This window comes from Paenibacillus fonticola DSM 21315, assembly GCF_000381905.1.
GTDB lineage: Bacteria > Bacillota > Bacilli > Paenibacillales > Paenibacillaceae > Fontibacillus > Fontibacillus fonticola.
Genome location: NZ_KB907247.1, coordinates 88,205 through 109,829 on the forward strand (window position 1 = coordinate 88,205; position 21,625 = coordinate 109,829).

The window sequence follows — 21,625 nt, forward strand, 5'->3', positions numbered from 1 at the left end:
TTAATACCCTGTTAGACAGCCTAAACAGGGAGAAATATTGCTTCCGCAGCAGCCCCTCTCTCTTCCTGTTCTTTCCCCACTTCTAAATGGCTAGTGAAGGTTTGATGGCTTGGTGAGGGGAGGCATCCCTAATCCTTTTTTGCGGCTAGGCGGAACAATGATAATGACGCTCATTAAAATTAAAAATGCCATGAAATAGGGCGAATATGTGCCATGTATCATTCCGGCTGTTATAGGGCCGACGAAAGAGCCTAGAGACATGGCGATGGATTGCAGGGAGAAGACCGTACCCAGCCGCTCGCCGCCGCTCAGGTCGATAAAAAGTGAGGACATAGCTGGGTAGACAACGCCTTTAGCGATGCCTAGAGCGAGCAGGGACACAGGCAAGGGTACGCTGCCTAAAGCGGCTAGCGAGAAAAAGGAAAGGGCGATGCCCAGTATCCCTAGATGAGTCCGCAAATACGGTGAGAAATGATTAAGGAACATCATTGATAAGGTGACGAGTGCTCCAAGGCTAATGATCGAAAAATAGATCCCGGTGTGCATAACCCCTGCCGTTCCGCCCATTTGCAGCGGCAATTCAAAGAACAGTATCCCTTGCGAGCAGGATACCGCAAACGGCAATAAATAATATTTTAAGGGGATGACCTGGAATTGGAAGGAGGCGGCTTCATTCGTTAACGCGGCATTTCGATGGCGGAGGCTAGCGCGCTCGGGACGGGATTCCTGAATCATAAATATGGCGACAATCCCGGTGATGATCAATAGCCAGCCAAGGGACTGGAAGGTCATGGAATAGCCGCTTTGGGCAACTAGAAAAGCGCCAGCCGCAGGAGAAACTACGGAAGCGAGGGTGTGAACTACACCGTGACCGGCCATGAGCTTTCCTTGTCCGACTGGATCTTTGGACAGGGAAGCGAGCAGCGCTAGGCAAGCCGGGGACAGAAACGCCAAGACGAACCCGCTGATGGAGCGGAGCACGAGCAGCTGCCATGGCGCTGTCACATGGGCTTGCAGCAGCAGGATGATGCCCGCCCCGATCAGACTGAAGATCATATAGCCTTTGCTGCCATGCTTATCAACGCCTTGGCCGGCGATTAAATTTCCAGGCAGATGAGTTAAGGCATAGATTCCCATCATCCAGCCGATAAATAACGGCGGCGCGCCCAGAGAAAGTGCGAATGGGGTCAGAATCGGGTACTGAGCATGCAAATCAAAGAAAGCGAGGAACAAAAAAAAGTAAAGCCAGAATGCCATTTTCATTTACCTTGCCTCCAGTAAATCCATTATGCTCTACTTGTACGTCGCTTGGGACGAACTTATACCCTTTTCATGAACAGCAGGCGATTTTTTTACCCAAAGACCAGGGAACAAACAAGGGTTAGCTGACATCACTTAGGCCGATCATGTATAATAACTTACACTGTGGAAACTCCAAATTTGAAATGAAACTAAGCTTGCTTGTAATACGTTAAATAATTGAAAATGAGATTATAGGGGTGTTGTTATAATGGATTTGCAAGTGTGGACGGAATTTCTGAAGCAGAACTGGCTCGTCATAGTCGTTGCGCTGGTTGTCCTGTTTCTGATTTTGAATTTAGTCAAGACCGTCGTTAAATGGGCTCTAGTGATTGTTATCGCTGCGTTCATTGTGATTTATAGCGGTATTACTCTTAAAGATATCGGAGATGCCGTGAATACGGTCAAGGATCAGGCGGTTGAAATCAGTAAATCGGAAGTGCTCAACGTGATGAGAAAGGAAGCGAAGGAAGCGCAGTGGGTGCAAAACGAGGACGGTACGTTTACAATTACAACTCCGAATCTCGAAGTAACCGGAACCCCTGGCAGCGATAAGGTGAAGGTGACTTTTCGCGGCGTATCTCTCGGTGAATGGAAAATGAGCGATGCGCTCGAAACTTTCGTACAAGAAGCAAAACGCAATGCAAAACAATAAGTATTGTACGTAAAACAAAAAGAAAATTCAGTTGGCATAGCACAAAAAACAAAAAACAGTATGTAAATGTTATTGTGAACAGCTTGCGAATTATGGCACAAGACAGGAGGCGGACATGACGGAGGTCTGGATGGACAGTTTGCGGGAATACAACATGATTACCGCCTTGCTCATGCTGATTATGCTGATATCGGTCATACAGGGGCTGCTGCGCGGGGCTTCCCGTTCGGCCGGCCGGCTATTTACCCTATTTAGCGGAGGACTATTGTCTTTATTAAGCCTAGCTGCTTCCATTCCGTTTTCGTTATGGATTTCTCCTCAAGTGCAGAAGTGGGCAGGCGGTATTACTGCTCCAGTCCGGGAGCTATCGAAATGGGAGCAGCTTTATTATACGCTGCTGACCGCTGTAGGGGATTTTCCGCTCCTGCGCTTTGCTGTAGTATTCATACTCAGTTACTGGCTGATACGTTCTATTATGGGGCTTATTTGTGCCTTTGCATTCGGGGGCCCGCTATTCGGACGATTGGCATTTGGCAGGGAAGGAGACTCCTCTTGGCTTAGCCGCTTGACTGGGGCCGGGATCGGTTCAGTTATTGGAGCAGTGCGGTGCCTGCTGATTATCGCTATGCTGTTCATTGTTACCGCCTTGTTCCCGAATAGCGGATTCAGCCGGTATATTGAAGCTTCCCCTGTATACCGGCATGTAGCTGAGACGATTATTGAGCCGATATCCGGTGATTTGATCAAAGATAAGCTCCCGGTATTTACCCGGGGGGTGGAGGAAGAGCTTAACGGCATTCTGCAGCGGCGTTATGAGGTTATCGATGCGGAAATTCCCCGGAATATTGAAGAAGCCGCTGCACAAATTACAGAAGATGCGGCTAGCGATGAGGAAAAGGCCTATTTGCTGTATAAGTGGATTGGCACAAGAGTAAAGTATGACTATGACAAGGTAAAAGATTATGAAGAGAAGGGCATCTGGCATGAACAGACGCCGCAGATGACCTTTGACAGCAAGCGGGGAGTATGCATCGATTATTCCCGGTTATATGCCGTAATGGCCCGTTCTCAGGGCCTGCAAGTTAAAGTAGTGACCGGTCTTGGATATGACGGCCAGGGAGGATATGGTCCGCATGCCTGGAATGAAGTGTTTTTGACCGAGAAAGGGGCCTGGATCCCGCTCGATGCGACATGGGCGGGCAGCGGGGATTGGTTTAATTCCCCGGCCTTTGACGAAACGCATATTGCGGACAAAATTATTTAGTGGAAGCTGTTGGGAAAGCCGAACAATTTCGCATTTCCCCAGGGCGGTATGATACAATAATCGTGTGAAAAAGTGAGACTTCAACAGGCGATCTAATGAATCGTCTCTATTCGTTTTAATATAAGAAAGTGAGATTTTAAGCAATGAAAAAAGTTTATTCGGAAGATCCGCAGGAGCAGGAAATCGAGCTGCAGCGCCATTTTAATATTCGACTTAATTTGTTCTTCTTCAGTGCCTTTGCGATCTTTACGGTAATCATTGTTCGGTTGGCCATTTTGCAGTTTGTCGAGGGGCCGACGCTTGCCCAGCAGGGAACCTCTCTAAGAGTGAAGGATGTTCCGCTTCCACCGAGCCGGGGGACGATTTATGCGGCAGGAGGGGAGAGGCTGGCTTATTCGACGCCAGTTCAATCCTTGTATATTACGCTGCAGAAGGACTACAGCAAGAGTACGAACCGGGGGAAAGAGAATCGCCCCGAGGCGATAGCCTTGGCCGAGAAGCTAAAGGAGGCCTTCGATAAATACGGTGATCCGAATGGAACGCCGATGACGCACGAAGACATTGTCGATGCGATGGATTTGGAGTACCGGCGAGCCAACGGCTTCGCGCCCCGCCGTATCAAGATCGATCTGACAGATCAGGAAGTCGCTTATTTCCTCGAGCGGAAGGATCAGTTCCCGGGAATCGACATTGTGGAGGAGAGTATCCGCCACTATGATGAGGAGCGGGTTGCCGTCCAGACGATCGGTTACCTGCGGAAGTTCAGCTCCACGATGGATGTGTCCTGGTATGATTCGGTCAGGGAAACGATGGCATCGGAGAATAAGGATCCAGGACTGGAATATACGCCGGAGGAATTTGTGGGCTTCGATGGTTTGGAGATGCAATACCAGCATGAACTGCGCGGAAAGAACGGATATAAGAGCGTTCCGATTGATCCGCGCAACATGGCTTCGGGCATTCCGGAATTGACAGCTCCACAGAAGGGCCATGATTTGCATACGACGATCAATAAGAACGTCCAATTGACTGCCCAGCAGGCGATTACCGATCAGCTTAAGTGGCTGCACAGCAATCCGGTATCCGGCAAGCTGCATCCCAACGCCAAAACGGGCTACGCCGTGGCGATGGAAGTAGAAACCGGCAATATTATTGCCATGGCCAGCATGCCCGATTATGATTCCAACGTATGGAAGAGCGGCGGAGTAACCGGTGATATATGGAAGCAAATCGAGAACAGTTATAAGAACGGGACGATAACGCCGTTCGGTTCTGGCCGCTCGGGCCATAACTTCGAATCGACGATACTGCTTGGCTCAACGATCAAGCCGCTATCCGTGCTCATTGGGCTGAACGAAGGGCTTTTCTCGACGAATGATTATTACACGGACAGAGGAATTGCGTATTTCGGGCGGAATGATTCCTCCAGAGTGCGGAACTCCGGCAGCCATGCTTATGGCCCGCTGGATCCATCTAAGGCAATTTATAAATCCTCGAATACCTTTATGGTCGATATGGTTGGGAAGAGGTTATATAACAAATACGGGGCCGAAGGAATCGATGTTTGGGATAAATACATGAAGGACTTCGGACTTGGCGTATCGACCGGGATCGATTTGCCCTCCGAATATTTGGGCAAGCTCGAATACAAGGACGAGAACGAGACGGCGCTGGCGAGACTGGTCTATGCCTCTTTCGGCCAGCAGGGGAAATATACGGCTATGCAGTTGGCCCAATTTACAGCGACACTGGCCAGCCGCGGCAAACGGATGGAGCCGCATCTCGTCAGCAAAATTACCGATTCCGACGGCAATATCGTCAAGGAGTTCGAGCCTAAAGTGCTGAATGAAGTGGACTTTAAGAAGGAACACTGGAATGAAGTTATCAGCGGCATGAAGACGGACGTCTCCGCATTCAACGGCTTCCCTTATGATTTTGCCCGAAAGACGGGAACCTCTGAGCAGGCTTACCGCGGTAAAATGATTGACAACGGAGTATTTATCGCCTTTGCTCCACGGGAGAATCCGAAGCTGGCGGTGGCGGTCGTTGTTCCTGAGGGTGGATTCGGTTCGATGAGCGCCGCGCCGATCGCACGGAAAATCTTCGATGCTTACGATCAGGAATATGGATTGGACGGCGTGCCGAAGAAAACAAAACAATCGGCAACCGGACAGGAAACGGACGGAAATTAGCGGCAGATTCCGTTCGTTTGAGTAGTCAGGCATAAATATAGAGCGGCTTTCCGATCGTTACGATCAGGGGAGCCGCTCTTTTGGCTTGTTTCACCCTTTGTATGCGCCAAAGGCTATTTGCTCGGGTGATGATCGTTCAATTCAAATCTCTGGCAATTGGTTTATTTTTCATGTTACAATTATTTCATGTAATGAGATATTAATGAAAAGTGGAGATTTGTCATATGAAAAGCAGTTATGCTAAGGATTCCTTTGAGCAGGATGCCGAATTGCAGCGTCATTTCAATATTCGCCTAAATTTATTTTTTTTCAGCACGTTTGCTATTTTTACGGTCATCATTATTCGCCTAGCTATTTTGCAATTTGTTGAAGGTCCAACCTTGGCCCAGAGAGGTACGGAGCTGAGAGTAAAGGATGTCCCGCTTCCGCCGACCCGGGGAACGATATATGCGGCAGGAGGTGAGAAGCTAGCTTATTCGACTCCCGTTCAATCCTTGTATATTACGCTGCAGGAGGACTACAGCAGTAATACGAAGCAAGGTAAGATGAACCGTCCGAAAGCGATCGCCTTGGCGGAGAAGTTGAAGGTGGCATTTGACAAATATGGAGATCCTCATGCTCCAGAGATGAGTCTGGAGGAAATCATTGACGCCTTGGACCTCGAATACCGGAAAGCCAACGGCTTCGAGCCGCGGCGAATTAAGCTTGACCTGACAACGAAGGAAATTGCCTATTTCCTGGAACGGAAGGATCAGTTTCCGGGCATTGAGATCATAGAAGAAAGCATACGGCACTACGATCCGGACCGAGTGGCCGTCCAAACGGTGGGATATATGAGGAAATATGCAAATGCGTCGACATCTATACCTTTCTATGAAGAGATCAGAGCACAAGAAAAATCAGATCCGGCTTTACAATACACGGAGACGGAGAATGTCGGCTATGACGGCTTGGAGTTGTATTTTCAAAATGAGCTGCGTGGCAAAAACGGATTTAAGAAGGTTCCGGTTAATCCGCGTAACATGGCCAACGGAATTTCCGAAGTGATAGCCCCGGAGAAAGGCTATGATCTGCATACGAATATTAATAAAAACGTGCAGCTGGCGGCCCAGCAGGCGATAACTGACCAGCTGAAATGGCTGCACACTAACCGGGTATCCGGCAAGCTGCATCCCGATGCCAAGACGGGTTATGCGGTTGCAATGGAAGTGGAGACGGGGAATATAGTGGCGATGGCCAGTATGCCGGATTATGATACCAACGTATGGCAGAGCGGCGGGATCTCCAGTGAGGATTGGAAGCAAATCGTAGACAATTATCAGAACGGGACAATTACGTCGATAAGCTCGGGACGCTCGGGACATAATTTTGACTCTACGGTATATCTCGGATCAACGATTAAGCCATTGTCCGTTTTAATTGGATTGAATGAAGGGTTATTTACAACGAATGAGCATTACACGGACAGAGGAATAGCCTACTTCGGGCGGAATGATTCCTCCAGCGTCCAAAACTCGGGAAGGGTGTCTTACGGGCCGCTGGATCCGGCTAAGGCGATTTATAAATCGTCGAATGCTTTCATGGTTGAGATGGTTGGAGAAAGGCTATACAACAAATATAAGCTTGATGGGATTGAAGTGTGGGATAAGTACATGAAAGAATTCGGATTAGGCGTTGCGACCGGCGTTGAATTGCCGAGAGAGTTCTATGGCATACTTGATTACCGGGATGAGGGGGAGACGGTACTGGCCAGACTGGTCTACTCCTCTTTCGGACAGCAGGCGAAATATACTACCCTGCAATTAGCGCAGTATACCGCCACCCTAGCGAGCCGCGGCAAACGAATGGAGCCGCACATTATCAGCAAAATTACGGATGCCGAGGGGAATGTAGTCCGGAACTACGAGCCTAAAGTGCTGAATGAGGTGAATTTCAAGAAAGAGCATTGGAATGAAGTCATCGGCGGGATGAAGACGGATGTTTCGGCTTTTAATGGCTTCCCCTATGATTTTGCCCGAAAGACGGGAACCTCCCAGCAGGATAGCAAAGGGAAAATGATCGATAATGGCGTGTTTATCGCCTTCGCCCCGCGGGAGAATCCAAAGCTTGCGGTGGCAGTCGTTGTCCCGGAGGGGGGATTTGGTGCGACGAGCGCGGCGCCGATTGCACGCAAAATTTTTGAAGCATACGATCAGGAGTACGGACTGGACGGCGTGCCGAAGAAGGCTGTGCAGCAGAGCGGGCTAAATGAAAAACAAGAGGATTAAAATACAAAACAGCATGAATAAAGTACAAAGCGGAACAGTCAAAGTACAGAGCTGAACGGTAAAGGTTCAGAGCAGGACGGAAAAAGCGTTACCGGCTAAACAAGATCACTATAAAATCAAGCAGGAGAAAAATTTTCTCTTGCTTTTTTGCATATGTATAGTTTAAAATTTGCACTAGGGAAACATTTTTTTACTAAACAAACAAATGAGGTTTGGGGAAACATGCATTCCGTGGCTCAACATAACAAAAGCTCTATTAGCGATTTAACGATACAGTCACAGGGAAGCTTAGATTTTTAATAATTTAATTAACATTATAAATTGGATGATTAGGAGGGGAGCTATATGAATCAGTATAAGGTGAAGAAAGGGCCTTTACAGCGGTTTAAAATGACGCTTGGTGTTCTGGCGTTGATTATAGTTGCCGCATGTTCCAAAGTGGATGGCAATGGAATGCTAGCGAAGCGTGCGGGGGATCAGGATGTCATCCGGGTGGTGGTGACGACGGGAATGATCGCTGATCTTGTTCAGGAGGTCGGGGGCGATGAAGTAAACGTGGTCGCGCTTATGCGCCCGGGGGTCGACCCGCATTTGTTCAAAGCATCCCAAGGCGATATTCAAAAGTTGGATGAAGCTGACGTTATTTTTTATGGCGGACTGCATTTGGAAGGGAAAATGACAGAAATTTTAAAGAAGCTGGAACGTCATAAGTATACGGTCCCAGTCTCCAAGCATATCGATGAAGCATTGCTTCGGTCAGGAGCTGATATTAACGGAACGCAATTTGACCCGCATATATGGTTCGATGTCAAGCTGTGGATATCCGCTGCAGGAACAGTCCGGGATACGTTAGCTGAATATGATCCGGAACACGCGGAGCTGTACAGGCAGAACGCAGAGGCATACATTGAGCAGTTGAATACGCTCGATGCTGAGATTAAGGAGAAAATTAACGAAATTCCTGAATCCGGCCGGGTACTGGTTACGGCGCATGATGCTTTCGGATATTTTGGCGATGCGTACGGAATGAAGGTTATGGGGCTGCAGGGCATCAGTACGGCGGCTGAATACGGCTCCAAGGATGTCAGTAAACTGCGGGATTACCTCGTAGAGAACAAAATCAAGGCGGTATTCGTAGAGTCCAGCATTCCTCCCAAAGCGATGGAAGCCGTCATTGCCGGGGCCAAGGAAAAAGGGCATCTCGTTAAAATCGGCGGGGAGCTGTATTCTGATTCCATGGGCGAGCCAGGCTCGGATGCTGATACGTATATCAAGATGGTTCGCCATAATGTTAACACCATTGTAGAGGCATTGAAATAATATATAGGACGTGAAGATAGCCTAGAAATAAAGGAGCGAAAACAGATGAATTCATATCCACTGGAAGTGAACAATTTAACGGTGGCTTATCAGAAAAAGCCGGTGCTGCGCTCCGTTTCTTTTCAACTCCCGTCCGGGAAACTGATCGGTGTGCTCGGGCCGAATGGGGCCGGAAAATCGACATTGTTGAAGGCGGTGCTCGGTTTGCTTCCGAAGGTCGATGGCGAGGTGAAAATTTACGGTAAGTCGTACGAGCAGCAGCGTAAGTTAATCGGATACGTACCGCAGCGGGAGTCGGTTGATTGGGATTTTCCAACCAATGCGCTTGATGTTGTGATGATGGGGCGCTACGGGCATTTAGGATGGTTCCGCAGACCGGGTGCCGAGGAGCGGCGGATTGCATTGGAATGCTTGACGAAGGTAGGCATGGCGGATTACGCCAGCCGGCAGATTAGCCAACTGTCAGGAGGACAGCAGCAAAGGGTGTTTCTGGCTAGAGCACTTGCGCAGAACGCCCAGCTTTATTTCATGGATGAGCCCTTTGCAGGCGTGGATGCTACGACGGAGAAAGCGATTATCGGGCTGCTTCATGAATTGAAGGAGCAGGGCAGGACCGTGCTTGTCGTCCATCATGACCTCTCAACCGTGAAGGAGTATTTTGATCATGTTATCCTGCTGAATGGACAATTGGTTGCGGAGGGAGAGACGGAGGAAACGTTCACTCCGCCAAATCTACAGAAAACGTACGGCGGGCGGATTGCTATACTTCAGGATTTTGCCGCTATACCGGCAGGGATGGAGTGATCGGTATGATCTCAGTTATTTTAGGATGGGTTAGCGATCCGAACATGAGATGGATTTTAATGGGCTCCTTGCTGCTTGGCTTAGGCAGTGGAGTGATTGGCTCCTTCACCTTTTTGCGTAAGCAGAGCCTGCTTGGAGACGCATTGGCCCACGCTGCTTTACCCGGCATATGCATCGCCTTCATGCTGAGCGGGGTCAAGTCTGTCGGACTGTTTATGATCGGGGCGATATTGTCAGGTATGGCAGCCACTTTCGGAATTCATTTCATTACTCGTTATTCGCGGATAAAGCAGGACGCAGCTTTAGGAATAATACTTACCGTCTTTTTCGGCGTCGGAGTCGTGCTTATGACCAAAATTCAGCATAGCGGCAATGGCAATCAAAGCGGGCTGGATAAATATATGTTTGGGCAGGCCGCTTCCATGATGTTATCTGATGTCTACTTAATGGGAGCTGTCTCCATCATGCTCGTCCTTATTTGTGCGCTATTGTTTAAGGAATTCAAGCTTGTAAGCTTTGATCCGGGCTTTGCCCGCGGCATGGGAATGAAGGTGGGCCTGTATGAGCAATTGCTGCTCCTGCTCACGGTTATAGCCGTCGTTGTAGGCATTCAGGCTGTCGGCGTCGTTCTCGTTGCGGCTCTATTGATTACGCCGGCGGTGGCGGCGCGTTATTGGACGGACACACTCGGCGTGATGGTTGTTCTTGCAGGCGTGTTCGGCGCTTTATCGGGAGTTGCCGGCACATTAATCAGCTCGACGCTGTCCAATTTGCCGACTGGGCCCGTGACGGTGCTGGCTGCAACCGCGCTCTTTACCGTATCGATTTTATTTGCGCCGCGCAGAGGGCTGCTAGCGAAATGGCTGCGCCGTATCCGCACGCGCCAAGAAGTGCAAAGCAGTCTGGAAGTCCATACGGCGACATCGATGATAAGTCATCATCGAGCCGAAAGGAGGATGGACTGATGACGGACTTTTGGATTATCCTCACAGGTACGCTTGTGGCCGCTACGAGCGGCATTCTAGGCTGCTTTCTTGTATTGCGCAAAATGTCGCTCGTGGGCGATGCGATCAGCCACTCTGTTTTGCCGGGGATTGCCATCGCCTTTATGATTAGCGGGTCGCGTGATTCTCTGCTCATGATGTTTGGCGCCGCTGTGCTGGGGCTTATTACGGTGTTTCTGATTCAATTGCTGCAGCAGGGCGGACTGCAGTCGGACGCCTCCATCGGCATCGTATTTACCGCACTCTTTGCGATTGGTGTAATCATGATCAGCCGCAACGCCTCGAACATTGATCTCGATCTCGATTGCGTACTGTTTGGTGAGATTGCTTATGTACAATGGGATACGCTTATTATCGGCGGTTATGATATGGGGCCTGCTGCTATCTGGTTTCTCGGCATTACGCTGTTCATCGTCCTGTTTGTGATCGGGCTTTTCTACAAGCAGTTCAAAATATGCGCGTTCGATCCGGCGCTGGCAGCGGCAGTAGGAATTCCCGTCGCATTGTTCCATTACTTGCTAATGGGCCTTGTCTCCCTCTCTACGGTCGCTTCTTTCGAAAGTGTGGGGGCGATTCTGGTCGTTGGCATGCTGATCGTTCCCGCCTCTACGGCATATTTGTTAACCGACCGCTTAAGCATGATGTTATTGTACAGCGTTCTTATCGGGGCGCTTAGCTCTGCCGGAGGCTATTACTTCGCCAAATGGCTGGACGCCTCCATTGCTGGCTCGATGATTTCGGCAGCCGGGCTGCTGTTTCTCCTGGCCTTTCTATTCTCTCCGCATCACGGGCTGGTGGCCCGCCTAAGCAAACGGCGGCGCATGAAGTCGGTCACCATCTAAATTAAAGCTGGACATAGATAGTCCGTTTAATGGATAGTCCTGTTATTGATGAAAAAGGTCGAATTCCAGATGAATTTCGGGATTCGGCTTTTTTTTATTTTCTAAGTTGAATGTTTATAAACTGGTAATGTATTGTTATTACTAAATAATGTAGTGCAGAGGAGGTTAGCATTTGTTAATCAAGCTGGATGTCACGGATAACGATACGGCCAAGAAAATGATTGCGGTGCAAATCCCGGCCTACCGGGTTGAGGCGGAGCTGATCGGTTATGATGGTATCCCACAGCTGCTGGATACGGTTGAGAGCATTATGGAATGCCGGGAACAGTTCGTGGGACACTATATAGATGAGGAGCTGGCAGCTTTCATCTCCTATGAGGAAACGGAGCAGGAGGTTGAAATATGCAGGCTCGTCGTGCACCCTGATCATTTTCGCAAAAAAATCGCCACCGTGCTGGTGAAGCATGTCGTAGAGAAAATTGCTGGCGGCCGGAAGATCCGGGTAAGTACAGGAGCGTTGAATTTTCCAGCCAAGGGCTTATATCAAGCATTCGGATTCCGGCAGGTTAGAGATGTTGAAGTGGCGCCGGGCGTGTTCATCACTGAACTGCAGCGAAATTAGACTGCGAGTTTTTAGAATTGTGATATTAGAAAAGTTATATTTAATGGGTATATTTAGAAATAAAAAACGAGGCTGCCAGAGTGCGGACTGTCATCAGGCTGTTCCGGAAAATTCATGCTCTATGTCGTCCTTTCGTAATATGATAGAATGGCGATATATAGAGAAAAAGATTGAATTTTAGGAATGGAGGAGCTGCATTGAAATACAAATTGCTTGCGCTTGATATGGATGGAACCTTGTTGACCAGCAATCATGATATTTCACCGAAGACGGAGGAGTGGCTGCGCAAGGCGATGGCTGCGGGAGTCCACGTCTGCCTGTCGACAGGAAGAAGCTATGATGAGGCCGTTTCCTACGGAGAACAGCTCGGTCTGGAGACACCGATGATTACGGTCAATGGCAGTGAAGTATGGCGGACACCGCATGAGCTATATCATCGTGAGCTTTTCGATAAGAAGCTGATCGGACAAATGTATGAAATTGCAAGGGAGAAGGACGTCTACTTTTGGGCCTACGCCGTGGAAGGCGTATATAGGGAAGATAACTGGGACCCGAGCTTACTGGACCGGAACCAATGGCTTAAATTCGGATTCACCACCAAGGATGACGAGCTGCGCCACGCGATTAACATAGAGCTGCAGAACTTGCAGGGACTTGAAATCACAAACTCATCCCCCTATAATTTCGAGATCAATCCCCAAGGGGTAAATAAGGCCACTGGGGCAGCTCATGTCTGCGAACTGCTGGGCATCCAGATGTCGGAGGTCGTCGCTGTCGGGGACAGCCTGAATGATCTGGCAGCTATTCAGGCAGCTGGTCTTGGTGTTGCAATGGGAAATGCTCAGATCGCGGTGAAGGAAAATGCCGATGTTGTAACTGCTTCGAACAATGACGACGGGATTGCCCTGATTATCCGCGATTATATTTTGACGGAGGAGTGATCCGCCTTTGGATATACTCGGCTGGATTATTGTGATCGCCCTTTTTGCCATCGGGATGGCTGGGGCGGTGTTTCCTGTTCTTCCGGGAGTACTGGCGATTTATTTCGCCTTTTTCGTTTATGGGTGGTTTTTCTCGTTCCAGGAGCTGGGCCCTGTGTTCTGGATTGTCCAGACGTTTATCGTCGCCGCTCTGTTGGTGGCAGATTATGCGGTTGGTGCTTGGGGCGTCAAGAAGTTCGGGGGCAGCAAGCTGTCCGTCTGGCTAAGTACGATCGGCATTATAGTCGGTCCCTTTGTCATTCCTGCCTTCGGGCTTGTTTTGGGGCCGCTGATCGGAGCGATGATCGGGGAATTAATCCGAGGGGAGCCGCTTGCAAAGTCTTTCAAAGTCGGTGTCGGCTCCGTAATCGGCCTGCTCGGCAGCATGGTTGTCAAAATTGTGCTGCAGCTGGCTATGATCGTTCTGTTCATCATCTGGATTGTCCTTTTTTAGGCTCCCCGGATGGGCCGGCTACAGTGCTTAATGAAATGGAAAGAAGGAAATTTCGTTGTCCAAGAAAGAGTCTTTTGTTAAAGGAACTTTAATTCTTACCGCAGCCGCTCTTATTGCCAGATTGCTCGGACTGTTTCAGAGGGTGCCCTTAGAGCATATTATGGGGTCGGTTGGAAATGCTTCTTATACTCTGGCTAACGGCGTATATTTTGTGCTGCTGCCTTTGGCTACGGCTGGATTGCCCAGTACGTTAAGCCGGATGGTTTCCGAGCGGCATGCTCTCGATCGTCCTGCTGAATCGGAGCGGGTATACCAGGCTGCTCTCTGGTTTGCAGCTGTCATGGGCATCATTATGTCGTTATTTCTGTATTTTGCTGCCCCTTACTATGCGGCGGCTTCCAGAGTGCCGGAGGCGGCGATTGCAATTCAGGCGCTGGCCCCGGCACTGCTCATATTTCCGGTTATCGCGATCATTCGCGGTTATCTCCAAGGCCGTAACATTATGATCGCCGGTGGGGTCTCCCAGGTCATTGAACAAATTATCCGTGTTGGCTCCGGGCTGGCGCTGGGCTTCATGCTCTATTACATGAATGCCAAAGGGGAAGAAATTGCCGCAGCGGCTACGTTCGGCGCGGTGCTTGGCGGCGTGGCCGCATTGCTAGTCATGCTCTATTACCACTTTAGGACGAAGCGCCGCGACCGCAGTGAGGGACTGCCTCGGGCTAAAGATGATCCGAACCGGCTGCCATTCTCTAAAATATATGCGGAAATATTCAAGCTGTCGATTCCGATCGTCCTGACCTCGCTCGCTGTGCCTGCGGTCTATTTCATTGACGGTTCCATTCTAAAGCCTCTGCTCGGCCAGCAGGTCGGCCTGGAAGAGGCGACCAACCTGCTGGGCATACTCGGCACCCGGGCCCAGATGATCGCCGGAATTCCGCCGATTTTGGCGATCGCATTAAGCACGTCGCTGCTGCCGATCATATCGGCGGCGTTTGCCAGGAAGGACGAGGAACATCTCAACCGGCAAGTAACGATGGCTTTGCGGGTGTCTGTCCTGACGGGAATGCCGGTGATCATTGCCCTGAGTACAGCAGCGTATTCGGTTAACGGCCTGCTGTTCAGTACACGCGACGGCAGCAGCATCGTCGCCTTGCTGACCTTTGGCACGATATTTCAAATTACGATGATGATCAGCAATTCGATTTTAATCGGTATTAACAAGGTGAATTTATCGATGATTCATGTCGGGATCGGTGTGGCGGTGAAGCTGGCGGGAAGTCTGCTTCTCGCTCCTGTATGGGGCATTTATGGCATTATCACGGCGACGATACTCTGCTTCCTCGTCATTACGCTGCTTAACATCCGAACGATGAAGCAGATCGTTACATTCTCGATTATGGGCAGCCGCTGGGGAGGCTTCCTGCTGACGGTAGTCCTGCTGTCCGGTGCCGGCTACGGCCTTAACCAGGCGGGAATTCAGCTTGTATCCATCCTTCCGGCTCGCCTGGCCTTCTTTATTACCTGCTGCATTGTCGGACTTGCCGTAGTTGCGCTGTACCCAGTCCTGCTAGTCCTGCTGCGCGTCGTCCGGAGAGACGAGCTGGCGACGTATCCTGCGCCGCTGCGCAAGCTGCTGTCGCCGCTTATGCGGCTGCAGCGCGGCGTACAGCGCGGGTAAGGCGGCTAGCACGCTTACTGCTGCCAGCGGTAGCCAGTGGCAGTTTGCGGTAAGCCTGCAGGAACTCCGTGGCCGCATAAAGTTACGGTAAGCCCGCAGCGAAGCGCTAATCGGCGGCGTCGTGGGCGAGCGCCGTCTTCAGCACGCCGGCTCTGTGCTCGCGACTGATGTCGCACAGCAGCGGCGTCGAAGGCGCGCTGATTCCGTTCAGCGCGCCCGTGTCCTTGAGCCAATCCTCACGGGATATTGGCTCATAAGGCGTGTCGCCCCAAGCATCAAGGAGCTTGGGGCTGTAGAGACGCTCGCCCGGCGGCAGCGTCTCGCTCTCAAGAAGCTCTGACCCCTGCAAGGGCGCGGTCAGAGCTTCTTCTTTATTGGCCGTGAAGATGTCCGGCCAATAATCTGCACGCGAGCCCGTGTGCGGCACGGCTCGCGCAAAGGCCAGCGCGCCGCTGCGCACAGCGCGCAGGCCCATGAGCATCGCGTAAAGGCTTTTGCCTAACGCGATGCGGGCGGGCAGGCTGCCGAAATCCGTGACGGTTCGGCCGGCCAGACGGGTTACCCCAGCGCCTTCCAGCAGGGGGAGGATGACCTGATTCAGGCCTGATAGGCTGTACAGGTGGAAATTCATCTTTTCCGTCACATGCCTCTGATAGAAAGGATGCTGGATAACCCGCTGCTCGATATAGTTCTGTTCGTTAATAATGAGCCCGACTGTCAGCAGCGCGCTCCCCCGGTCAATCCAAAACCGCTCCCAAAAGGGGCGCATAAAACGCGACACGCTGAAATAGCGCAGCAGGTGAAATTGGCTTGTCCCGAGCTCGCGGCTTTTGCGGTACAGCAGCAATTGCGGGTAGGCGTCTTGAAAAATAAGCGCATTGCTGCGCTCGAGGAAACGGTAGATGGACCGCTTGCCTTCTTCATCCACTACATCGGACATCCGGCTGCCGCGTAAATCCGTCATGTTCCACCCGGCATTACGGGACACCATATGGGCAAGGAAGGCCCAGTGCAGCTCGGGGCATGCTTCATAGCATTCCAGATAAGCGGCGGTGCGCGTAACGTTGCTGACACCGGCCCGGCTCGTTGCTTTTAAAATATCCTCGCCCAGTTCCCGGTCCGCAGAGGTCCATTTCTCTTCATCCTGGGAGCGGTATGCTGCACCGCGCCTTAACAGCTCTTCGATCTCACCGGACACCGTTCGGGCGGAAGCTTCGTTCCAGCCTAGCGAAAGCCGCTTTTCGCGGAGCTTCGAAGATTGCGTGAAGTCCATCGCTTTACAGCGGATGGCTTCGCGAACCGTCGATGGCAGGCGAAACAGCAGCAGTTTGAGACGCTGGACCGCAGTCGTGCCTGAAGGTTTATCCGGAGGGAAATTCTGCTCATTCTGCTTCATGTGAATTCCTCGCTTTAATATCCACACATTTTATTAAAAGTATGGCCTAAAAATTTGACTTCCACTCTCCAATTTGTTTGACTAAAGGAAGGTTATTCAAAACAAAAAAGATGTTCAAACCGCGCGCATCTCCCAGCGCGCGGTGCTTCGCTGCATGACATGACGGAGGTCGGTCGAGTGAGAAGGCCGCCCAAAGAAAGAAAGCCGTTTAATGTGAAAGCAGGCCGAAAGAAGTAGACCGTTCCAAGTTTATAGCATCGGCCTGAGCCAGAACATCGGCCAAAGAAAAAGGCCGTTTTAGGAAAGAATATCCTTCAAAGCGCTGGCCTTCAAAAATTTGAACTTGTGCTAACAATCCGGAGCGAAAGAGAAAGGAATGAGCTAAAGTGAAACAAGTGGCATCCGCAGGGGAATTCAATGTAAGCATTCAATCCAGCAATTTAATCGTGGCCGTCTTCAAGGCGGACTGGTGTGGTGACTGTAAGTTTATCGATCCATTTATGCCGGAGGTTGAGGAGAAATACGCTGACCGCTTAACACTCATCGAAGTCGATGTAGACAAAGTGGGCGAGGTTAGCCAGGAGCAGAACATTTTAGGAATTCCTAGCTTCGTGGCGTATACGGACGGACGCGAGCTGGTCCGATTCGTCAATAAGCTGCGGAAATCGCGCGAAGAGATTGAGGATTTCTTGAATAAGGCTTTGGCTGTTTATCATACTTTGCATGACACACCGGAGAGAAAAGAATAACATTGGCGCATAAAATGCCTCACTTAGATAACGAAATCAACAATAAATAACGCAATCAACAACATAAATCACATCGCCTCCTAAATTAACGGGGAGGCGATGTTTTATTTTTGAACATTTTGTCACAGTTTAACTATGACTGCATGTTCCTTATCGGTTATAATGAAGAATGATTTAGGGTGTAATCGGTACTTATTAATCCAGAAATTGCAGGTGAAGTAACCTTTGAACACAAAGCAACTGAAATGGATCGCTTATATTTCCTGTTTGGTCATGTTTTTGGCTACACTAGGCGGAAGCGTTGTCACCAAGACGGAGTCGGGACTCGGCTGCGGCAATGAGTGGCCGCTCTGCCACGGTAAATTCGTTCCGGCGCATACGTTAGCCTCGATGATTGAATACTCGCACAGGGCGGTTAGCGGAGCTGCGGGTTTACTTTCCGTCGCTGCGTTCGTCGCCTTTTGGAAATACCGTAAAAACCGCCGCGACCTGCAGCTTTATGCGCTGCTGGCGCTGATTTTCGTCATGGTCCAGGCGTTTATGGGCGCGATGGCTGTCATAAATCCGACGTCCTCCGCGGTGATGGCGCTGCACTTTGGCTTTTCACTGATCGCTTTTGCCAGCTCGGTCATGCTTGTACTCGGCATACGCGAAGACGAGATCAGGCAAGGAAGCCCGCCAACAGCTCCGCGCGCGCGCGTATCTTTGCGGTTTCGAAATTGGGTATGGGCAACGACGGCCTACACTTATATCGTTGTATATCTTGGCGCTTATGTAAGCCACACGGATTCGGCTGGCGGGTGCACGGGATGGCCGCTCTGTAACGGAGAGCTTATCCCGGAATTGTCCGGGGGCGTGGGCATTGCCTTTTTGCACCGGGTAGCGGCGGCTCTGCTGCTTTTACTTATCGCCCTGATAGGACACGTTGCCTTCTGGAGATATCCCGATAACCGGGAAGTCCGCACACTTGGCTTAGCGGGAACGATTCTGGCTGTCATTCAAGTTTTTACGGGCGCAAGCATTGTGTTCACGATGAACAATTACCATGTTTACTTGTTTACATCGCTGGCCCATATCGTCGTTTTGGCTGCTTTGTTCGGGGTGCTGTCTTATTTAAGCGTAAGGACATGGCAGATGAGCCGCTTAGGGGACGGGAAGAGCCAAGGCGAAGGCGTGCATACGGTGCAGTCATAATCATTCCAGGAAGCGAGGATAAGCATGCTGCGTATACTACTTGGTGAACCCCCCAGACAGAATGAAGGGCTGCTGGCGGATACGATAGACGCGATGTTCAGGACGATCAGGCTGCTGCAGAAGGAAATGGAGCGGCGCCAGGATTCCTTGCATGATTTGCGTAAGTTAGAAATTTGGATTCGCGGATTAATTTCTTCACTGGATGAGCTTGAACAAGGGAAGTATGCTGCTAACTTTTTTCGCCGCAAAGTAGTTCACGATTATTTGGAGGATATGACGGCGGAAGAGAGAAGCGATTATGCGCGGTACTTGTACTTTTATAAAGATGGCTTTATCCGTGTGTTTTCTATATTGGATAAATTAGGGACAGTGCTGAACGAACTGTTTGAGCTCAATACGTCGAAAGTGAAAATGCACTTTTCCTTTTTTACGGTGCTGCGCCAGTTTCGTTATTTGAAGGTGCATCCCGAATTGGCTGACCGGCTGTTCTCCATCAAGGAGAAGCATAAGGAAGCGATGGGCGTGCTGCGGCGCCGCCGCAATACCGAAATTCATTATATGAACGCAGAGATGCAGGATGATTTGTGGCAGAGGCATCAGACTCTGAATGACAAGGTGGAATTGGAGGATCTCGACCAGTATCTCCGCGATTTGGAGCATGGCTACGAGATGGTGTGCGAGACTTTATTTACCGTATTTGTCTATACGAACGAGAGATGGAAAAAAGTTAAGCAGAGTTAACGCATAGAACTAGAGTAATTTCCTTTGACAAAAGCGGATAAAGACTCTATACTCTATTTCTAAGATAGTTTTCAGAAATAATCATGCTTGTTTCTTAATTTCATATTTTCTTATCGAGAGAGGCGGAGGGAAAGGCCCGATGAAGCCCAGCAACCGATTTGGTCAAACTGTGGTTGATCACCGCTACCTTTGGCAAATGTCATGGTGCTAATTCCTTCAAGACCGTTCCTTAAGAAATGGGCGGTTTTGGCAGATGAGAAGGCATTGTCTTTACGTAAAGAGAGCCCTTTGATTCTGCGGGGCTCTTTATTTTATTATGGCGGTTCGCCCATCGAGCCCAGGCAGCCCTTATAGCTGCACAAGTCACTCCATTTGCTTTCTGATCGACTATGATTACGGGAGGATCATTCGTTTTGATAGAACTCAAACAGCTCACCAAAACTTACGGCAGCAAGAAGAAGTTAACAACCGCTTTGTCTGAGCTTAACCTTACCGTGAACAAGGGTGAAATCTTCGGTGTTATCGGTCATTCCGGGGCAGGGAAGAGCACGCTCATTCGCTGTATAAATTTACTGGAACGGCCAACCGAAGGGGAAGTATGGGTAGGCGGTGTGGAGCTGACCAGGTTAAAAAAGCGTGAACTTCAGCAGCAGCGCCAGAAGATCGGCATGATTTTTCAGCACTTTAATCTGCTGTCTTCCGCAAATGTATATGACAACATTGCCTTTCCGTTACGGCTGGTGGGCACTCCGAAACGGCAGATCGACGCCAAGGTCAATGAGCTGCTCTCGCTCGTTGGTCTGACCGACCATAAGCAGAAATATCCCGCCCAGCTATCCGGCGGGCAGAAACAGAGGGTTGGCATTGCCCGGGCGCTTGCGAGCGACCCTGACGTGCTGCTTTGTGATGAAGCGACATCAGCTCTTGATCCGCAGACGACCGATTCGATTCTGAATTTACTGCTGGAAATAAACCGGAAATTTAGTTTGACTATTTTGTTGATTACGCATGAAATGCACGTCATCCAGCGGATCTGCGACCGGGTCGCTGTCATCCATCAGGGCGGCATCGTGGAGCAGGGTCCGGTAACTGAAGTGTTCCTCAAGCCGCGGCATGCGGTTACGCGGGAATTCATCAGCCGCGAGCTGGCTGGCGAAGAAGGCTTTAAGCTGGCAGCCTCGGTTCCGCGGCCGGAATGGGCCCGTCTGGTTAAGATAACGTTCCTTGGCGCAAAGACGTATGAATCGGTGCTGTCCCAAGTCGTAAGAGAGACAGGAGTTAATTTTGCTATATTGCAAGGGACGATCTCCACGATTAAGGAAGTCCCATATGGCCAACTGACCGTTTCCTTCGAAGGCGATAATGCCAAGGTGGATGAAACGCTGAAGCTGCTGCGGGAGCGCGAGCTTGATGTGGAGGTGATCGGGTAATGGGCAATTTTGATTTTTCCAAAATCAATTGGGATGAAATGCGCACCGCCACGGGCGATACGCTGCTCATGATGGGCTATGCGACTTTCTTTACTTTTCTGATTGGCCTGCCGCTCGGGATTATGCTGTATAGCTTCTCGCGATCTAATCACTGGCTAATCGGTCTGCTCTACAGAATATTGTCGATCATCGTAAACATTGTCCGATCTGTACCGTTTATCATTTTGATCGTAGTACTTATTCCATTTACCCGGATGGTCGTCGGGGTATCGTATGGTGTTCAGGGAACGATCTTGCCGCTCGTGATCGGGGCTGCTCCGTTCTTTGCACGGCTCGTCGAGACTTCCTTGCGTGAAGTTGATCGCGGCGTTATTGAGGCGTCACAGGCGATGGGGGCTTCCCCGCTGCAGGTTGTTCGAAAGGTTCTTCTGCCCGAATCGCTGCCAGGGCTGATTGCCGGTATGACGATTACGGCAGTTACACTCGTCTCCTATACGGCGATGTCCGGCATGGTTGGGGGCGGGGGACTTGGCGACCTGGCGATCAGGTACGGCTACCACCGTTACCAAAAGGAAGTCATGATCGTCTCTGTTGTCTTTATGATCATATTCGTGCAACTGCTGCAAATGATCGGCGACCGTTTGGTTATTTATTTTACGCGGAAATAAGGAATTACTATATATATAAAGCACATCCTTATTCAAAAAAAACATATTCATTAGGAGGGCATA

19 protein-coding genes and 1 riboswitch are annotated in these 21,625 nt (G+C 50.2%); of the genes, 17 read left to right on the forward strand and 2 right to left on the reverse strand.

Going from position 1 to position 21,625, the window contains the following annotated elements; genetic code table 11:
* Positions 1 to 90: 90 nt before the first annotated feature.
* Positions 91 to 1,263: an MFS transporter gene (locus tag G358_RS0103860; RefSeq protein WP_019635880.1), complete on the reverse strand. Its 1,173-nt coding sequence runs from the start codon at positions 1,261 to 1,263 to the stop codon at positions 91 to 93.
* Between the two features lie 247 nt (positions 1,264 to 1,510).
* Here G358_RS0103860 and G358_RS0103865 point away from each other — a divergent pair, with 247 nt between their 5' ends.
* The 12 genes from G358_RS0103865 (at position 1,511) to G358_RS0103920 (ending at position 15,384) form a co-directional block, all read left to right on the forward strand.
* A complete protein-coding gene (locus G358_RS0103865; RefSeq protein ID WP_019635881.1) occupies positions 1,511 to 1,954 on the forward strand; it encodes a hypothetical protein in 444 nt (147 codons plus the stop codon).
* 115 nt (positions 1,955 to 2,069) lie between these two features.
* Positions 2,070 to 3,218, forward strand: a complete 1,149-nt coding sequence (locus G358_RS0103870; protein ID WP_019635882.1) for a transglutaminase domain-containing protein — start codon at positions 2,070 to 2,072, stop codon at positions 3,216 to 3,218.
* 143 nt (positions 3,219 to 3,361) lie between these two features.
* The gene (locus tag G358_RS0103875; RefSeq protein WP_019635883.1) at positions 3,362 to 5,410 is read left to right on the forward strand and encodes a peptidoglycan D,D-transpeptidase FtsI family protein; all 2,049 of its coding nucleotides are present in this window, start codon (positions 3,362 to 3,364) and stop codon (positions 5,408 to 5,410) included.
* A 224-nt stretch (positions 5,411 to 5,634) separates the two neighbouring features.
* A complete protein-coding gene (locus G358_RS0103880; protein ID WP_019635884.1) occupies positions 5,635 to 7,677 on the forward strand; it encodes a peptidoglycan D,D-transpeptidase FtsI family protein in 2,043 nt (680 codons plus the stop codon).
* 345 nt (positions 7,678 to 8,022) lie between these two features.
* Positions 8,023 to 8,997 (forward strand): metal ABC transporter solute-binding protein, Zn/Mn family, encoded by a 975-nt coding sequence (locus G358_RS0103885; RefSeq protein ID WP_019635885.1) that lies wholly within the window; start codon positions 8,023 to 8,025, stop codon positions 8,995 to 8,997.
* A 45-nt stretch (positions 8,998 to 9,042) separates the two neighbouring features.
* Positions 9,043 to 9,801, forward strand: coding sequence for a metal ABC transporter ATP-binding protein (locus G358_RS0103890; RefSeq protein ID WP_019635886.1), 759 nt, complete (start codon positions 9,043 to 9,045; stop codon positions 9,799 to 9,801).
* A gap of 5 nt (positions 9,802 to 9,806) precedes the next feature.
* The gene (locus G358_RS0103895; protein ID WP_019635887.1) at positions 9,807 to 10,766 is read left to right on the forward strand and encodes a metal ABC transporter permease; all 960 of its coding nucleotides are present in this window, start codon (positions 9,807 to 9,809) and stop codon (positions 10,764 to 10,766) included.
* Positions 10,766 to 11,647: a metal ABC transporter permease gene (locus G358_RS0103900; RefSeq protein ID WP_019635888.1), complete on the forward strand. Its 882-nt coding sequence runs from the start codon at positions 10,766 to 10,768 to the stop codon at positions 11,645 to 11,647. The genes G358_RS0103895 and G358_RS0103900 overlap by 1 nt, the downstream gene beginning before the upstream one ends.
* Before the next feature lie 172 nt (positions 11,648 to 11,819).
* Positions 11,820 to 12,269 (forward strand): GNAT family N-acetyltransferase, encoded by a 450-nt coding sequence (locus G358_RS0103905; RefSeq protein WP_019635889.1) that lies wholly within the window; start codon positions 11,820 to 11,822, stop codon positions 12,267 to 12,269.
* A gap of 197 nt (positions 12,270 to 12,466) precedes the next feature.
* Entirely contained in the window at positions 12,467 to 13,210 is a 744-nt protein-coding gene (locus G358_RS0103910) for a Cof-type HAD-IIB family hydrolase (RefSeq protein ID WP_019635890.1), read from the forward strand.
* Positions 13,211 to 13,217: 7 nt separating this feature from the next.
* Positions 13,218 to 13,703, forward strand: a complete 486-nt coding sequence (locus G358_RS0103915; RefSeq protein ID WP_019635891.1) for a DUF456 domain-containing protein — start codon at positions 13,218 to 13,220, stop codon at positions 13,701 to 13,703.
* A gap of 55 nt (positions 13,704 to 13,758) precedes the next feature.
* The gene (locus G358_RS0103920; protein WP_019635892.1) at positions 13,759 to 15,384 is read left to right on the forward strand and encodes a putative polysaccharide biosynthesis protein; all 1,626 of its coding nucleotides are present in this window, start codon (positions 13,759 to 13,761) and stop codon (positions 15,382 to 15,384) included.
* A 106-nt stretch (positions 15,385 to 15,490) separates the two neighbouring features.
* Here G358_RS0103920 and G358_RS0103925 read toward each other — a convergent pair whose 3' ends face one another.
* Complete coding sequence (locus G358_RS0103925; RefSeq protein WP_019635893.1) at positions 15,491 to 16,780, reverse strand: DUF2515 family protein; 1,290 nt, start codon at positions 16,778 to 16,780, stop codon at positions 15,491 to 15,493.
* Positions 16,781 to 17,166: 386 nt separating this feature from the next.
* On the opposite strand from G358_RS0103925, the gene G358_RS0103930 reads away from it, so the two are divergent.
* The 5 genes from G358_RS0103930 to G358_RS0103950 all read left to right on the forward strand — a co-directional run bounded on the left by G358_RS0103930 (position 17,167) and on the right by G358_RS0103950 (position 21,562).
* Positions 17,167 to 17,529, forward strand: a complete 363-nt coding sequence (locus G358_RS0103930; RefSeq protein WP_019635894.1) for a thioredoxin family protein — start codon at positions 17,167 to 17,169, stop codon at positions 17,527 to 17,529.
* A 225-nt stretch (positions 17,530 to 17,754) separates the two neighbouring features.
* Positions 17,755 to 18,723 (forward strand): COX15/CtaA family protein, encoded by a 969-nt coding sequence (locus G358_RS0103935; protein WP_019635895.1) that lies wholly within the window; start codon positions 17,755 to 17,757, stop codon positions 18,721 to 18,723.
* Positions 18,724 to 18,747: 24 nt separating this feature from the next.
* On the forward strand, positions 18,748 to 19,464 hold the full coding sequence (locus tag G358_RS0103940) for a Cthe_2314 family HEPN domain-containing protein (protein WP_019635896.1): 717 nt from the start codon (positions 18,748 to 18,750) through the stop codon (positions 19,462 to 19,464).
* A 107-nt stretch (positions 19,465 to 19,571) separates the two neighbouring features.
* Positions 19,572 to 19,724: riboswitch (SAM riboswitch) on the forward strand.
* A 153-nt stretch (positions 19,725 to 19,877) separates the two neighbouring features.
* Positions 19,878 to 20,894, forward strand: a complete 1,017-nt coding sequence (locus G358_RS0103945) for a methionine ABC transporter ATP-binding protein (RefSeq protein WP_019635897.1) — start codon at positions 19,878 to 19,880, stop codon at positions 20,892 to 20,894.
* Positions 20,894 to 21,562, forward strand: coding sequence for a methionine ABC transporter permease (locus G358_RS0103950; protein WP_019635898.1), 669 nt, complete (start codon positions 20,894 to 20,896; stop codon positions 21,560 to 21,562). The genes G358_RS0103945 and G358_RS0103950 overlap by 1 nt, the downstream gene beginning before the upstream one ends.
* Positions 21,563 to 21,625 lie beyond the last annotated feature (63 nt).

What these genes read in the sequence shown, in the direction of transcription:
- G358_RS0103860 (WP_019635880.1), bottom strand. Translation starts at nt 1,263, where the DNA reads ATGAAAATGGCATTCTGGCTTTACTTTTTTTTGTTCCTCGCTTTCTTT.
- G358_RS0103865 (WP_019635881.1), top strand. Translation starts at nt 1,511, where the DNA reads ATGGATTTGCAAGTGTGGACGGAATTTCTGAAGCAGAACTGGCTCGTC.
- G358_RS0103870 (WP_019635882.1), top strand. Translation starts at nt 2,070, where the DNA reads ATGACGGAGGTCTGGATGGACAGTTTGCGGGAATACAACATGATTACC.
- G358_RS0103875 (WP_019635883.1), top strand. Translation starts at nt 3,362, where the DNA reads ATGAAAAAAGTTTATTCGGAAGATCCGCAGGAGCAGGAAATCGAGCTG.
- G358_RS0103880 (WP_019635884.1), top strand. Translation starts at nt 5,635, where the DNA reads ATGAAAAGCAGTTATGCTAAGGATTCCTTTGAGCAGGATGCCGAATTG.
- G358_RS0103885 (WP_019635885.1), top strand. Translation starts at nt 8,023, where the DNA reads ATGAATCAGTATAAGGTGAAGAAAGGGCCTTTACAGCGGTTTAAAATG.
- G358_RS0103890 (WP_019635886.1), top strand. Translation starts at nt 9,043, where the DNA reads ATGAATTCATATCCACTGGAAGTGAACAATTTAACGGTGGCTTATCAG.
- G358_RS0103895 (WP_019635887.1), top strand. Translation starts at nt 9,807, where the DNA reads ATGATCTCAGTTATTTTAGGATGGGTTAGCGATCCGAACATGAGATGG.
- G358_RS0103900 (WP_019635888.1), top strand. Translation starts at nt 10,766, where the DNA reads ATGACGGACTTTTGGATTATCCTCACAGGTACGCTTGTGGCCGCTACG.
- G358_RS0103925 (WP_019635893.1), bottom strand. Translation starts at nt 16,780, where the DNA reads ATGAAGCAGAATGAGCAGAATTTCCCTCCGGATAAACCTTCAGGCACG.
- G358_RS0103940 (WP_019635896.1), top strand. Translation starts at nt 18,748, where the DNA reads ATGCTGCGTATACTACTTGGTGAACCCCCCAGACAGAATGAAGGGCTG.
- G358_RS0103950 (WP_019635898.1), top strand. Translation starts at nt 20,894, where the DNA reads ATGGGCAATTTTGATTTTTCCAAAATCAATTGGGATGAAATGCGCACC.